This window comes from Alcanivorax sp., from assembly GCF_002726155.1.
Taxonomy (GTDB): domain Bacteria; phylum Pseudomonadota; class Gammaproteobacteria; order Pseudomonadales; family Alcanivoracaceae; genus Alcanivorax.
This window is the reverse complement of record NZ_PBSH01000021.1, coordinates 17331-30814: the sequence shown is the minus strand read 5'-3', so window position 1 is coordinate 30814 and position 13484 is coordinate 17331. Positions and strand designations below refer to the sequence as shown.

Annotated in this window: 12 protein-coding genes; 5 read left to right on the top strand and 7 right to left on the bottom strand. The window is 55.9% G+C overall.

What is annotated here, in order from left to right:
- The first annotated feature begins 73 nt into the window (after window positions 1-73).
- Window positions 74-1015, top strand: coding sequence for a Nudix family hydrolase (locus CL546_RS06480; protein WP_290493774.1), 942 nt, complete (start codon window positions 74-76; stop codon window positions 1013-1015).
- 145 nt (window positions 1016-1160) lie between these two features.
- Here CL546_RS06480 and CL546_RS06475 read toward each other — a convergent pair whose 3' ends face one another.
- The 5 genes from CL546_RS06475 to pilB all read right to left on the bottom strand — a co-directional run bounded on the left by CL546_RS06475 (window position 1161) and on the right by pilB (window position 6009).
- Window positions 1161-1361, bottom strand: a complete 201-nt coding sequence (locus tag CL546_RS06475; RefSeq protein ID WP_007150462.1) for a DNA gyrase inhibitor YacG — start codon at window positions 1359-1361, stop codon at window positions 1161-1163.
- Window positions 1362-1520: 159 nt separating this feature from the next.
- Window positions 1521-2114: a dephospho-CoA kinase gene (gene coaE, locus CL546_RS06470; protein ID WP_366603761.1), complete on the bottom strand. Its 594-nt coding sequence runs from the start codon at window positions 2112-2114 to the stop codon at window positions 1521-1523.
- An 88-nt stretch (window positions 2115-2202) separates the two neighbouring features.
- Window positions 2203-3012 (bottom strand): prepilin peptidase, encoded by an 810-nt coding sequence (locus tag CL546_RS06465; RefSeq protein ID WP_290493773.1) that lies wholly within the window; start codon window positions 3010-3012, stop codon window positions 2203-2205.
- Window positions 3013-3076: 64 nt separating this feature from the next.
- Entirely contained in the window at window positions 3077-4300 is a 1224-nt protein-coding gene (locus tag CL546_RS06460) for a type II secretion system F family protein (protein ID WP_290493772.1), read from the bottom strand.
- Between the two features lie 2 nt (window positions 4301-4302).
- Window positions 4303-6009 carry a type IV-A pilus assembly ATPase PilB gene (gene pilB / locus CL546_RS06455; RefSeq protein WP_290493771.1) on the bottom strand — a complete coding sequence of 569 codons (1707 nt, stop codon included), beginning with the start codon at window positions 6007-6009 and terminating at the stop codon, window positions 4303-4305.
- 503 nt (window positions 6010-6512) lie between these two features.
- On the opposite strand from pilB, the gene CL546_RS06450 reads away from it, so the two are divergent.
- A complete protein-coding gene (locus CL546_RS06450) occupies window positions 6513-6992 on the top strand; it encodes a pilin (protein ID WP_290493770.1) in 480 nt (159 codons plus the stop codon).
- 121 nt (window positions 6993-7113) lie between these two features.
- Here the strand turns inward: CL546_RS06450 and nadC are convergent, their stop codons facing one another.
- Together nadC and CL546_RS06440 are read right to left on the bottom strand one after the other, a co-directional pair.
- Window positions 7114-7977, bottom strand: a complete 864-nt coding sequence (nadC, locus tag CL546_RS06445) for a carboxylating nicotinate-nucleotide diphosphorylase (RefSeq protein ID WP_290493769.1) — start codon at window positions 7975-7977, stop codon at window positions 7114-7116.
- A 111-nt stretch (window positions 7978-8088) separates the two neighbouring features.
- A complete protein-coding gene (locus CL546_RS06440) occupies window positions 8089-9426 on the bottom strand; it encodes an alanine/glycine:cation symporter family protein (RefSeq protein ID WP_290493768.1) in 1338 nt (445 codons plus the stop codon).
- Between the two features lie 232 nt (window positions 9427-9658).
- Here CL546_RS06440 and CL546_RS06435 point away from each other — a divergent pair, with 232 nt between their 5' ends.
- From CL546_RS06435 to CL546_RS06425, 3 genes are read left to right on the top strand one after another with little or no spacing between them, the layout of a single operon-like run.
- Window positions 9659-11911 (top strand): DUF1631 domain-containing protein, encoded by a 2253-nt coding sequence (locus CL546_RS06435; protein ID WP_290493767.1) that lies wholly within the window; start codon window positions 9659-9661, stop codon window positions 11909-11911.
- 43 nt (window positions 11912-11954) lie between these two features.
- Window positions 11955-12521 carry a 1,6-anhydro-N-acetylmuramyl-L-alanine amidase AmpD gene (ampD, locus tag CL546_RS06430; protein ID WP_290493766.1) on the top strand — a complete coding sequence of 189 codons (567 nt, stop codon included), beginning with the start codon at window positions 11955-11957 and terminating at the stop codon, window positions 12519-12521.
- Window positions 12518-13366 (top strand): hypothetical protein, encoded by an 849-nt coding sequence (locus CL546_RS06425; RefSeq protein ID WP_290493765.1) that lies wholly within the window; start codon window positions 12518-12520, stop codon window positions 13364-13366. The genes ampD and CL546_RS06425 overlap by 4 nt, the downstream gene beginning before the upstream one ends.
- The last annotated feature ends 118 nt before the right edge of the window (window positions 13367-13484 follow it).

Here is a 13484-nt window from a genome sequence, read left to right as displayed (position 1 = left end):
TTTCAAAAATCATTTCTCGTTACTCTGGCTGGCTTATCTCTCAGGTCAGGAATCTGACAAGAACAAGGCGCCCATGACTACCGAATCTACCCCCGCCATTACCGTCGTCGCCGCCATCATCCGAGGCGAAGATGGCCGTATTTGTCTTAGCAAGCGCCCCGACAATAAGCATCAGGGTGGGCGCTGGGAATTCCCCGGTGGCAAGGTGGAGCAGGGTGAAGCGTTGAGCGAAGCATTGGCTCGCGAGCTGGAAGAAGAGCTTGGTATGGCAGGGGCGGAGTCCGCCCCTTTTATGACGATTGCCCACCAGTACGATGATCTCCACGTGACCCTGCATTTTCGTGATGTTCGCGTCTGGCAGGGAGAGCCGGAAGGGCGGGAAGGGCAGCGGGTGCAGTGGTTTTTCCCGGATGAGTTGGCGGACCTGCGTTTCCCGGCGGCCAATCAGCCGGTGGTGAATGCCATGCAGCTGCCTGAGCAGTTAGTGATCGCGCCGGAAGATCTCACTCTTCACGAGTTGTTGACCGGAATTGATCGGTTGAACGGGGAGCGGCAAGGGCTGTATTTGCGGCAGTGGAGTGGTCATGCCGAGGTGGCAGCGGTTGTGGCGCAATGTCAGCAACGCGGCGTAAAAGTCTGGTTGCGGGCTGAAGATACGCAGAGTGTGGCGACAGCAAAAGCGCTGGGCGTTTTTGCCCTGCATTTTCCGGGCAGATCGCTGGCCCAGCTGGATGAGCGTCCCGCATTCGACGGGGTCATCAGTGCGGCGGTGCATGATCAGGCGGCCCGGGATAAGGCGGGCAATCTGGGCCTGGATATGGCACTGATTTCACCTGTCCTGCCTACCCCCACGCACCCGGGTAAGCCTGCATTGGGCTGGCCGCAAGCGGAGTTGCTAATGAAGGGAGCGCCGCTTGCCTGTTATGCACTGGGCTGCGTCGCGCCGGAGGATTTGGCTAATGCCCGTGATCACGGCGCGGTGGGCGTGGCGGGTATCCGCGCCTTCTGGCCGTGATTAGCGTTCTCTGAAACAGGCCTCTTGTCGCGTAGGTCGTGTTCAGCCTAGGGCACAGAGAGCGGCGAAGAGGCGTAACCCGACATTCTGCAATCCGAATGACAACAACGCAGAGTTTTACTTCATCCGTTGCGTTGAACGCTTACTAAAACTCTTCAAAGTCTCCGGGCGCATCGTCATCCCCCGGAATTGCGTGGCGCTCTGTCGCCCAGTCCCCGAGATCAATCAACTTGCAGCGTTCACTACAAAACGGCCGCCAGGGATTGTTGTCCCAGCGAGTGAGGCTTTTGCACTGTGGGCAGGGGTAAGTTTGGGTGGCTTTCTTGGCCGGGCTTTTGTCAGTCATGATTGGGTACGCGTATCCATCCATTAACGGGGGATTGTGGGGTGAAAATGTTCTGATGTCGGATTACGCCTTTAGGCTAATCTGACCTACAAAAGTAGATAGCTGTAGGTCGTGTTCACCCTGGGGCACAGAGAGCCGCGGAGCGGCGTAACCCGACATTCATTTTGCCAATGCCAGGTAGTGCTCATGCAGCACCTGCAGTTGTTCGTGAAGCGCATCCAAAGAACCGTGATTTTCCACTACATCATCCGCTTGATCCAGTCGCTTGCTACGTGCCAGCTGCGCTTTCATGATCGCCGCAACCTGTGCTTCTGGCACCTGATCTCGTGCCATGGTGCGCTCTACCTGCAATTCTGCAGAGGCATCAATGACCAGAATGCGATCTACCAAGTTTTTTTGCGATGTTTCCAGCAGCAAAGGGGAGACCAGAACGGTATAGGGGGATTGGCTCGCCTCGATCTGCCGGCGAAGTTCGGCACCTATGGCAGGGTGGGTAATCCCTTCGAGAGTTTTTAGTGCGTCCGGGTCAGCAAACACGATCTCGCGGAGTGCCCGCCGATCCAGTGCACCGTCGTCGGCGATGACATGCTGGCCAAAATGCTCGGCGATGGTGAGTAAGGCGGGTTGCCCGGGCTCAACCACCACGCGTGATGCAAGATCCGCATCCACGATGGTGATGCCCTGTTGAGCAAGATAATCCGTGGCAGCGGTCTTGCCGCTACCAATGCCACCGGTGAGGCCAACAACAAACATGATGAATTCCGCTTGCATGCATCACGCGACACGCATCACGCGGTGCCTGTTGGCGCGCCTGCGTTTAGCGTGGGGCGTGTTTGCGTAATCAAAGTTTAAACATACCCAGATACGAGCTGACGATAGTATCGCCCCAGAGCAGGGCAATCCACCCGGCCGTGGCCAGATAGGGGCCGAAAGGGATTTGCGTGCGTTTTTCGCCGCTGAACATCATCATGGCGATCGCGAAGACCAGCCCGACCACCGATGATAAAAGAATAATCACTGGCAGATATTGCCAGCCGACCCAGGCCCCCAGCGCGGCCAGCAGCTTGAAATCGCCGTAGCCCATGCCTTCTTTTCCGGTGATCAGCTTGAACAGCCAGTAAACACTCCACAGCGAAAGATACCCGGCCATGGCGCCGATCACCGCATCGCTCAATGAAACCGGCGATACGCCCATAACGGCCGCCAACAAGCCTGCCCACAGCAACCAGTAGTTCAGGCTGTCCGGCAGCAGGGTAGTGTCAGCGTCAATCATGGCGGCGGCCAACAGCACCCAGGTGGCAAAAAGCGTAAACATCAGCCAGGGACCATACCCGAAATGCCAGGCACAGAGCCCGGCGAGCACACCGCTGACAAGTTCGATAATGGGGTAGCGCTTGCTGATTGGCGTTTTGCAGCCCTTGCACTTGCCGCGCAGGGCCAGCCAGCTAAACACGGGAATGTTTTCATACCAGCTGATCGCATGGCTGCATTTCGGGCAGCGCGAGCGCGGTGTCACCAGGTTGAAAATGCCATCATCTTTTTCAGCTGGTAGGTCCAGAATTTCACGGGCTTCCTGCTTCCAGCTCCGCTCCATCATCAATGGCAAGCGGTGAATGGCCACGTTCAAAAAACTGCCTACCAGCAGCCCCATAACAGCACAAAGCCCGACCACGAGGGTCGGGCTGGAAGAGAGGAGGTTGAGTGTTTCGGACACGTTATACCACTGCCCCCAGCTGGAAGATGGGAAGGTACATGGCGATAATCAGGCCGCCGATGAGAACACCTAGCACGGCCATAATTAGAGGCTCCATCATACTGGTCAGGCCGTCGACAGCATTATCTACTTCATCTTCGTAGTAGATGGCGACTTTTTCCAGCATGGCATCGAGTGCGCCGGATTCTTCGCCAATGGCGGTCATTTGCAGCGCCATTGACGGAAAAACACCAGTGCTGCGCATGGCAAACTGAAGTTGTTGGCCGGTGGAAACGTCTTCTTTTACCTGCAGTACAGCCTTTCTATACACCACGTTGCCGGTAGCGCCGGCGCAGGCATCCAGAGCGTCAATCAATGGAACCCCGGCGGCAAAGGTAGTAGACAGAGTTCGGGCATAGCGAGCGATAGTGCTTTTGAAGGTAATGTCTCCAATAATAGGTAGCTTCAACAAAGTACGGTCAATCCAATTCCTGAAAGCCTCAGACCGCTTGCGTGTTTCACTGACGGCAATGCCGAATACGATTAGTGATACCATGATTACAAAAAAGTTGGCTTGAAGCGCTTCAGATAAGCCAATAACGAACTGAGTAAATGCTGGCAATTCAGCACCAAAGCCATCAAAAAGTTCTTTAAATGTTGGTACTACTTTAATCAAAAGAATAGCGGTGACAATAATCGCAACACAAATGACGGCGATGGGGTATTTCATTGCTTTTTTGATTTTTTGCTTCAGGGCTTCACTTTTTTCTTTGTACAGTGCGACTCGATCCAGCATGGTTTCTAGTGCGCCTGATTGCTCGCCGGCGTCCACCAGGCTGCAATATAGATCATCAAAAAGTAGTGGATGCTTTTGTAGTGCCCCGGCAAAGTTATTACCGCCTTCCACGTCCGCCTTGATTTTTAGGACCACGTCCTTCATCGATGGGTTGTCCAAGCCATCTGCAACAATCTCGAACGCTTGCACTAGCGGTACGCCCGCTTTCATCATTGTGGCCATTTGGCGGGTAAAAATAGCGATATCCATGGGCTTTATTTTTTTCTTTCCGCCCAGATTTATTTCCCGCTTTTTGGCTACTTTTTTTGCATTAATGCCTTGCTTGCGCAGTTCTGCACGAACCAGAGCGGCGCCTTTCCCAGAGGTTTCCCCTTTAACCTTTTTTCCCTGGCGGTCCAGGCCTTCATAGGTAAAAGTAGCTGATTTTTGTTGTGCTGCTTTAGTCGCCATAATTAATGTCCGCTGGTGACACGGTTAATTTCTTCCAGGCTGGTAACTCCCTGCATTGCTTTTACCAGGCCGGAGCGGTGAAGGTCGTTAAAGCCCTCTTTTTGGCACTGGTCGGCAATTTCAATGGAGTTCCCCTCTTCCATAATAATGCGTGCGATGCCGTCAGTGATTTTGACCACCTCATAGACCCCTACGCGGCCTTTGTAGCCGTTCTTGCATTTATCACACCCTTCCGGTCCGTACACAGTAAACCCGCTAGTGATGTCATCTTCCGTGAAACCCATCTCAAGCAGCGATTGTTTGGGGATATCCACGGCCGTTTTGCAGTGTTCGCACAGGCGACGTGCCAGGCGCTGGGCAATAATCAACAATACCGAGGTGGCAATATTGAAGGAGGGTACCCCCATGTTGCGAAGGCGGGTCAGGGTTTCCGGCGCGCTGTTGGTGTGCAGAGTGGAAAGTACAAGGTGCCCGGTCTGAGCGGCTTTCACGGCAATTTCAGCGGTTTCAAGGTCTCGAATTTCCCCCACCAGAATCACGTCAGGGTCCTGACGGAGGAAGGCGCGCAGTGCCGATGAGAAGTTCATGCCTTGCTTCGGATTGACGTTAACCTGGTTTACACCCTCCAAGTTGATTTCCACCGGATCTTCCGCTGTGGAGATATTGAGCTCCGGCGTATTGAGGATATTGACTCCGGTATACAGCGAAACGGTTTTTCCCGAGCCGGTAGGGCCTGTGACAAGGATCATGCCTTGGGGTTTGTGCAGGGCATCCAAGTACATTTGTTTCTGGTCATCTTCGTACCCCAGTGCCTCAATGCCCATCTTGGCGGATTCCGGGTCCAGGATACGCAATACTATTTTTTCGCCAAATAGCGTGGGGCAGGTGTTAACCCGGAAGTCGATGGCCCGGGTCTTGGAAATTTTCAGCTTGATACGACCGTCCTGAGGCACTCGGCGCTCGGAGATATCCAGCCGTGACATCACTTTCAGGCGGGCAGAGAGCTTACTGGCGATATTGATGGGCGGCTTCGATACGGTTTGCAGAATACCGTCCTGGCGAAAACGTACCCGGTAGGTCTTCTCATAGGGCTCGAAGTGCAAGTCGGATGCTCCTCCCTTAATAGCATCAAGAAGAAGCTTGTTGACGAAGCGAACAATCGGCGCGTCATCTGCGCCGGATTGAGTCTCGTCCTTCTTCTCTTCTCCTTCGCCGATGTCCAGGTTATCCAGCCCGTCATCCAGATCGCCAAAGGCGTCGCCTTCAGTCTCAGACTCTACCGCGTCGATCCACAGTGTTAATTTGTCCTCTTCGACAATCACTGTCTCAACGTTTAGGCCGGTGTTAAAACGAATTTCTTCCAGGGCGGGAAGGTTGGTGGGATCTGATACGGCCACAAACAGGCGGCTACCTCGCCGATAGAGGGGCAATACATGGTGTTTGTTGATTAACTTGGGGTCCACCAGATCCTTGATCAGACTGTCGCGCTGAAAGCTACTCAAGTCGAGAATCGGATCCCCGAACTCTTCCGCCACGGCGCAGGCTACCTGTCGGGCGGTGAGTTTGCCGCTGGCAACAATTTGTCGTACCAAGCTGGTTTTCTCTTGGCGAGCCTGCTGTAGAATTTGCTCAGCGCTGTCAGCGTCTAACAGGCCCTGTTGTATCAATCGGTGCGGTAAGCCGCTGAATGAGGCGGTTTGGCTAGTCATGGCAACCTGCTTGTTTATGCTTAGTCTGGTCGGTGCGCCCAACACTTTTTTCCTAACATACCGTGTGTGCCCGTGGCTGGAAAGGCCAGATGTCGCAAAATCAGTACCTTGCCTCCGATTTCTCACCTACTCCTGCAATTCGCCTGATCGTATGGAGCGGGGGCATAGGGCCGAAACCAAAACGGACGGGGCTTGTATCGGTCATCGTTGGTGTGCATGGCATTGGTTACGATTATCAACAGCAATGCGAATGGGTTGGGGGAGGTGTCAGTTGTTGGCGCCATGGGTGACATGGAGTGTCATGAGGTGGCATTCCATGTCACAGGGTGGAGCTTCGGCGGTTGGTTATCTGGTGTTTTTAATCTCCATGAGCGCTTGAAATAGCCCGTTTCCAATAAAATTTCTTCAATAGGATCAGGTTGGCACGCTCCATGCTTTGAAAGCACACAGATGCTCGCCTAGGGTGGGTTCAAAAAAATTTGCCAATGATTGGAGAAATCAAAATGAAGAAGCAAATCCAGCAGGGTTTCACCCTTATCGAATTGATGATCGTTGTGGCGATCATTGGTATTTTGGCTGCTGTAGCGCTGCCTGCTTATCAAGATTACACAGTGCGCGCCCAAGTGTCTGAAGGTATGATCGCTGCGAGCGCCGTGCGTACAGGGGTGACCGAAATGTTTGCGAATGGCGGCATGAATGGTGTTAATGCCTATGCCACTGAAATTGCCAATGATCAAGCGGCCCTGACGACTAATCGCATTACTGCGATTGCTGTCGATGGTGCTACTGGCGCTATCACTGTGACTCTTGCTGGTATCGCCCAGCTTGGCGGTGACAACGTGTTGGCCATGGTTCCTCAGATTGGTGGTGCCGCCATTTCTAATGCTAATTCTACGGGCTCTGTTGAGTGGGTTTGTACCCAGGCTGCAGGTGCTCCGACGACTATTGAAGCTAAGTACCTGCCGGCTGAGTGCCGAGTGTAAACTACGATCGATAGAAGTTATGAGAGTAGCTTCGATGGATTGACAAAAAACCCGGCTTTTGCCGGGTTTTTTGATATTATCTTGTGCTGTTGTGTCTGGCGCTGATGGTGACTAATAGCTGTTACCCTTCTCTATCTTCAGCGCTAAGTCGCAATGATAGATCGGCCGCCTGAACATGCTTTGTCAGCGCCCCGGAAGATAAAAACCAGTGCCGGCTTTTGGGTAGTCCACCTGCATTACCCACGGTCAAATTACCCGACACTTCCAGCGCCGATTCAATCGGCATCCCGGCCGCTTCTTTCAACATTTCCACACTGAAATTATCCAGCATAATCTGATCCGGCTTAAGTGCAGCCGCTTCCCCCAGTTCTGCCAGGGTTTCCACTTCCACGATGATTTTCTTGTCCGGCGCCAACGCCCGTGCCCTTTCAATTGCCGGGGTGATGCCGCGGCAGGCGGTGACATGGTTTTCCTTGATCAGGAAGGCGTCGTAGAGGCCGATGCGGTGGTTTTGGCAGCCGCCGCAGAGTACAGCGTATTTCTGGCCGGCGCGCAGGCCGGGTAGGGTTTTTCGAGTGTCCAGAATGGTGACGTTGCTGCCGGCCACGGCATCCGCGTAGCGGCGGGCGGTGGTGGCGGTGCCCATCAGGGTTTGCAGGAAATTCAGGGCGGTGCGCTCGCCGGTGAGTATCTTGCGGGTGTTGCCGCGCAGGGTGCATAAAGTGGTATCGGCTGTGAGGCGGTCGCCATCCTGAACATGCCACTCAACGTCCACGTCGCCCAACTGCTGAAACACTTCGTCGGCCCATGGCGTGCCGCACATGACCGTGTCTTCGCGGGTAATGATGGTGGCAGTGCTGCGGCTGTCCGCGTCGATGAGCTGGGCGGTGATATCGCCATCGCGGATATCTTCTTCCAGAGCAAAGGTCACATTGCGGGTGATGTCGTCACGAATATAGTCGGGCAGGTTGGCGCTGAAGGTCATGGGATCTCTGAATACGGTTACAGGTCGCGGCCCCGCGCGCACTCATTGAATGCTGACGGCGGTGGGGCGTGACAGTGGCGGTTGACGGCTGTAGCCGTCAACCGTCAGGAGTTAATCCGGGCGGTTGGCGAAGAACTCTCGGCTCAGCCGAACCACAATGGGGGACAATAATAACAGAGCGATCAGGTTTGGCACGGCCATCAGGATATTCATGATGTCGGCCAGCGCCCAGACGAAGTTCAGGCTGACAATGGCGCCCAACGGCACGGCCAGTACCCAGATGATCCGGAATGGCATGATTGCCTTGTTACCGAACAGGAACTGGGTGCAGCGCTCGCTGTACAGGCTCCAGCCCAGCAAGGTGGTAAAGGCAAACACGGCCAGACTACAGGCCACGATGATGTTGCCGACACCGCCGAAGGTGGATGAAAACGCCATGGCGGAGAGCGGAGCGCCTTTGACGCCGCTGTCCCACACGCCGGTTGATACAATCGCCAAGCCGGTAACGGAGCAGACAATAATGGTGTCGATGAAGGTGCCGAGCATGGCGATGGAGCCTTGCCGTGCTGGATGGTCCGTGTTGGCGGAGGCGTGGGCGATGGGGGCGCTGCCCAGGCCGGCTTCGTTGGAGAAGATCCCCCGGGCCATACCGAAGCGGATGGCTTCTTTCACCAGCGCCCCGGCAAAACCACCGGCGGCGGCGGTGCCGCTGAAGGCCCCTTCAAAACACAGGGCCAGAGCATCGGGAATGGCGCTGGCGTGATCCGCCAGAACCACCAGGCCTGCCAGCAGATAGGCTAGTGCCATAAAGGGCACAATAAAGGTCGCCACGGTGGCGATCCGTTTCATGCCGCCCAGCACCACCATGCCCACCAGGACCGCCAGAGTGACGCCGGTGATCCAGGGTGGCAGACCAAAGCTGTCATTGAGTCCGTGAGCCACGGAGTTGGCCTGGACGCTGTTACCAATCCCGAAGCCGGCAATCATGCCGAAGACGGCAAAGGCGATGGCCAGCCAGTGCCAGTTCTTGCCCAGGCCGTTTTTGATGTAATACATGGGGCCGCCCACGTATTGCCCGGCGGCATCTTTTTCCCGGAAATGGACGGCGAGGACCGCTTCTGCGTATTTGGTCGCCATGCCCACCAGGGCGATCAGCCACATCCAGACCAGGGCACCAGGGCCACCGGAGTGAATGGCGGTGGCTACGCCTACAATATTACCGGTACCAATGGTGGCAGACAGTGACGTGGCGAGGGCGGCGCCGGCACCGATGGTGCCCACCCCGCGCTGTGGCCCCAGCATTTGCCGGAAACCGAAACCCAGCTGGCGCAAGGGCAGGAAGCCGAGAATGAGGGTGAGATAAATGCCTGTGCCGGCGATGAGAATCAGCGCCGGCCATCCCCACAGAAGACCACTAATCTGTTTGAGTATGGTTACCGTCTGTTCCATGGCTATCGTCCAATGCCCCGAAAGGCCTTAGGCTAGGGGAATTTCCGGGGTAGGGAAAGTGGGGCGTTTTGTTTGTGAGTGCTCGCACACTATTCTGTCAGTGCCAACTAGTTCAAAATTCTTACTCTTGATGCATGGTAGCGTATTAAAGTATTAAAACGTTGGTGCCATACACACCCTGTTTTTGATGTATTTCACCCAGCCTGTCGCGGGTTCGCCTGCCGGGGGAGCAATGTCCAAGGTCACACAGCTAAAGCCGGTTTCCGGGAAAGCAACGCCAGGCAGTATGCCGCGGCCGCTTGAGAAGGTGTGTGCGCGTTACTTGTCCCTCAGCGCTGCCTACCTCGGGGATATGTTGGATGGTGCCGATGACAAGCTCTTTGACTTGGCCGAGAAGGAAACTGATAGCGAGCGAGAGCGCTATTTCGAGGCCATGCGCGAGCTGCGCATTCAGCGTGCTGGACTGGTGGGCAGCTTCAAACAGGCCATTAATCATCAATTTCTGATCCTGGCGCGGCCCCCGGAAACCGAGACACTGGAAAAAACGCCGGTAGATCTGGATTCCCTGACGCTGGTTAACGAGGATGAGCTGGAAACCTCGGTGGCGCTGGACAACATGGCCCGCCGGGCTCGAAATGGCTGTAACGAGCAGCTGAAGGTCCTCTGTCACCGCATCGAATACCTGTTTGAAAGCAAACGGGAAGTGAATGAACACAACAACCCGTTGGAACCCCGCCAGCTGGTGGCCTGCTTCAGCGAAGGGCTGGAAAAGCTGTCGTTGGATATCAAGGCCCGTCTGATCATCCTCAAGCTGTTCGAGCGGGAAGTGATGGCGGAAACCGGTTATCTGGTCAGTGAAGCCAACAAGGTGCTGATTGATGCCGGGGTGCTGCCGGAAATGAAGTCTGCGCCTATCGCTCCGGCCCGCAAGCCCGGTTCCCGCTCACTGGCAAGCCAGAGCGCTGACAGTGTGATACCGACGGCGGGGAATGCCGGCGGCCCGAGCAACGATCAGATGTTCGGTTTGCTGCAGGAATTGCTGGTAACCATGCGTGGCATGCAGGGTGGCCCGGGTGGGGGGGCGTCCGGCGGCGCGCCGGGCGCAGCCAGCGAGGCGGCCATGGCCGTTATGCAGAACGGTGTGCCTTATATGAATGGCGCGCCGGTGGCGAACGCGGCGTCTGTGCATCAGGTCAGTTCTGATGATCTGCTCGGCGTTTTGAACCGTCTGCAGCGGGTAGAGCGTAGCCTCGGTGAGGATGAAGGCGAAGACCGCGCCGATCTGAAAACCGACCTGTCCGAGTTGCTGGACAATGAGCACGGCGAGGCCATCCATGCTCTGGATCAGGCTGATGATGATGTCATCAATCTGGTGGCCCTGCTGTTCGATTTCATTCTGGATGACGAAGGGCTGCCCTCGGAAATCAAGGCGCTGATTGGCCGCCTGCAGATCCCGCTGCTGAAAGTAGCGATCATCGATAAAACCTTCTTTAGCAACGACAATCATGAAGCTCGCCTATTGCTGAACATGCTGGCCCGGGCCGGTAGCCAATGGGATCCGCAGCAGGGTATTCAGGACGATCTGTACCAGCGGATTAACCAGGCAGTGCACCGCATCATTGATGACTACGAAGATGATGCAAGCCTGTTTTCCTCGCTGTTACAGGAATTTCAGCACTTCTTCGATAATCAGAAAAGCCGCTCCGATCGTGTGGAACAGCGGGTTCGCGAGGCAGAAGAGGGCAAGGCTCGTGCCGAGCAAGCCCGCAGCGAAGTGGTGGCGGTGCTGGATAAGCGCATGGCCGGGCGGCAGCTGCCTGATGTGGTCGTGCGTCTGCTGCGCCAGGGCTGGCAACAGGTGTTGTACTTGACCTGGCTGCGCGAAGGCGATGATAGCGGATTGTGGCAGCAGCAGGTGAAGGTGGTCGATGCGGTGGTCTGGAGTGTACTGGAACACCGGGAACAGGCGGCCCTTGAGAAGCTCAAGGATCTCAGCCCGAAACTGCTGAAGACCTTGCACAGTGGTCTCAGCCAGATTAACTACGATGCGGTGGAAACCAAGCAGCTGCTGGTTAAATTCCGTGATGTGCATCAGCAGTTGCTCAAGGGCCTGCAGACGGAGCGGGTGGCGGTGGAGCCAGAGCAGCCCGCCGAACCGGCCCAGCCGGAAACGGTGCCGGAATTGCCGGAGAATCATTTCCTGGTGAAGAAATGCAGCCAACTGGCGCCGGGACAGTGGATTGAAATTCAGGACGACGGTGAGCCGCGTCGCGCCAAGCTGGCGGCCAACATCCGTGCCGGGGTGAAAATGGTGTTCACCAACCGCCGCGGCATCAAGGTGCAGGAGTTTTCTGCTTACACCTTGGCCGTTGCCCTGCATAACGGGACTGTTAAACTCATTGAAGAGGGAGCCCTGTTTGACCGGGCTCTGGAAGCAGTTATTGGCGATCTGCGTCGTATGCAGGGCAACAACGTGCAGCACTAGCCTGCAACCGCTGCCCCGGCGCAGGCAAAAGGAGCTTGCGCGGGTGCTTACCCTTTCCGGACATCGTGTCGACCAGGCGCAATGGTGCCCATCCCCCAATTTTAACGAGCGCCCTGATCCGGCGGATATTTCGCTGCTGGTGATTCATAACATCAGCCTGCCGCCGAGCCAGTTTGGTGGAGGCTATATCGAAGCGTTCTTTCAAAACTGCCTGAACCCGGCAGATCATCCCTATTTTGAAACCATCCACCAGTTAACGGTGTCATCGCATTTTCTGATTCTCCGCGATGGCAGCCTGTTGCAGTTTGTGCCGTGTGACAAACGTGCCTGGCATGCGGGCGTCTCCGCGTTTCAGGGGCGTGAAAACTGCAATGATTTCTCCCTTGGCATTGAGCTGGAAGGTGCCGATACCATTGCCTACGAAAGCGCACAGTACGCCACCCTTACTGCGTTAACGCGGCTCCTGCAGCGCCATTATCCCGCTATTACCGATGCCCGTATTACTGGCCATGAACATATCGCGCCGGGCAGGAAAACCGATCCCGGCCCGGCGTTTGATTGGTGCCGTTACCGTGAACAATTGGCCGATTTCAGGGAGGAAACGGCATGAAGTTTATTGTGTTGATCATTGTGATGGGTCTGCGCCGGGTGGATGCTGGTTGGTCGCCCCTGTTAGCCGGTGAAGAGCGCCACCAGCGGTGGCTGCAGCGCTGTGGCAGCCGTATCGGCCAATCGAACCGGGTGTGGTGGGTAGCGGTCTTGCTGCCCGCTGTGCTGATCGCCTGGGGAGCGTGCTGGTTGTCCGGCTTCTGGGGCCAGTTACTGGTGCTGGGTCTGGGCACATTGCTGCTTTTATGGTTGCTGGGCAGCCATAGTGAATTCCGGCATGTGGATGAGCTGCTGGTGCGCGGTCGCATGAATGACCCGGAGGGGTTTGCCGCCCTGGCCACGGACGAGTTTTCCGTTAATGGCGTGCCCGGTGACCCGGCCTACCACCAGCAATTGAACGAGCAGATTCTGTCCCGGGAGGAGCGTTTGTTCGTGGCGATTTTCTGGCTAGTGCTGCTGGGATTTGGGGCCGCGTTTCTGGTGGTCATGAACCATGCCTGGCTACAGCGTCAGCGGCGCCATTGCCGCGAATCAGAATCCCTCGGTTGGCAGCAAACGCTGGATGATTGGCTGAGTTTGCCTGCTCGTCAGTTGCTTATTGTTAGTATGTCGCTGGCGGGGGATTTTACTGCAGTCATGAAACGCATGCGCGGCGCCTGGTGGCAGCTGCGGTCGTCACCCTCGTTGTTGCTGTCCGTGGCCAATGTGGCACAGGAAGAAAATCATGACGCCAGCCCCGCAACCTTGCACACCGCTATGGACCATCTGGAGGGGTTGCAGGGTCTGTTGCTGCGCTGCGTGGCCATCTGGCTGATTATGGCGGCGCTGTGGATCATGTTGGTATGAGTTAAAGCGTGGGAGAGGAGTTCTAGATAGCCGACGTTGGTCGAATTTCCATTCTCTGGCACAGGGCTCAATATAACGATACAAACGAAAAAAATGGCCAACATATTGTGTCGGCTGA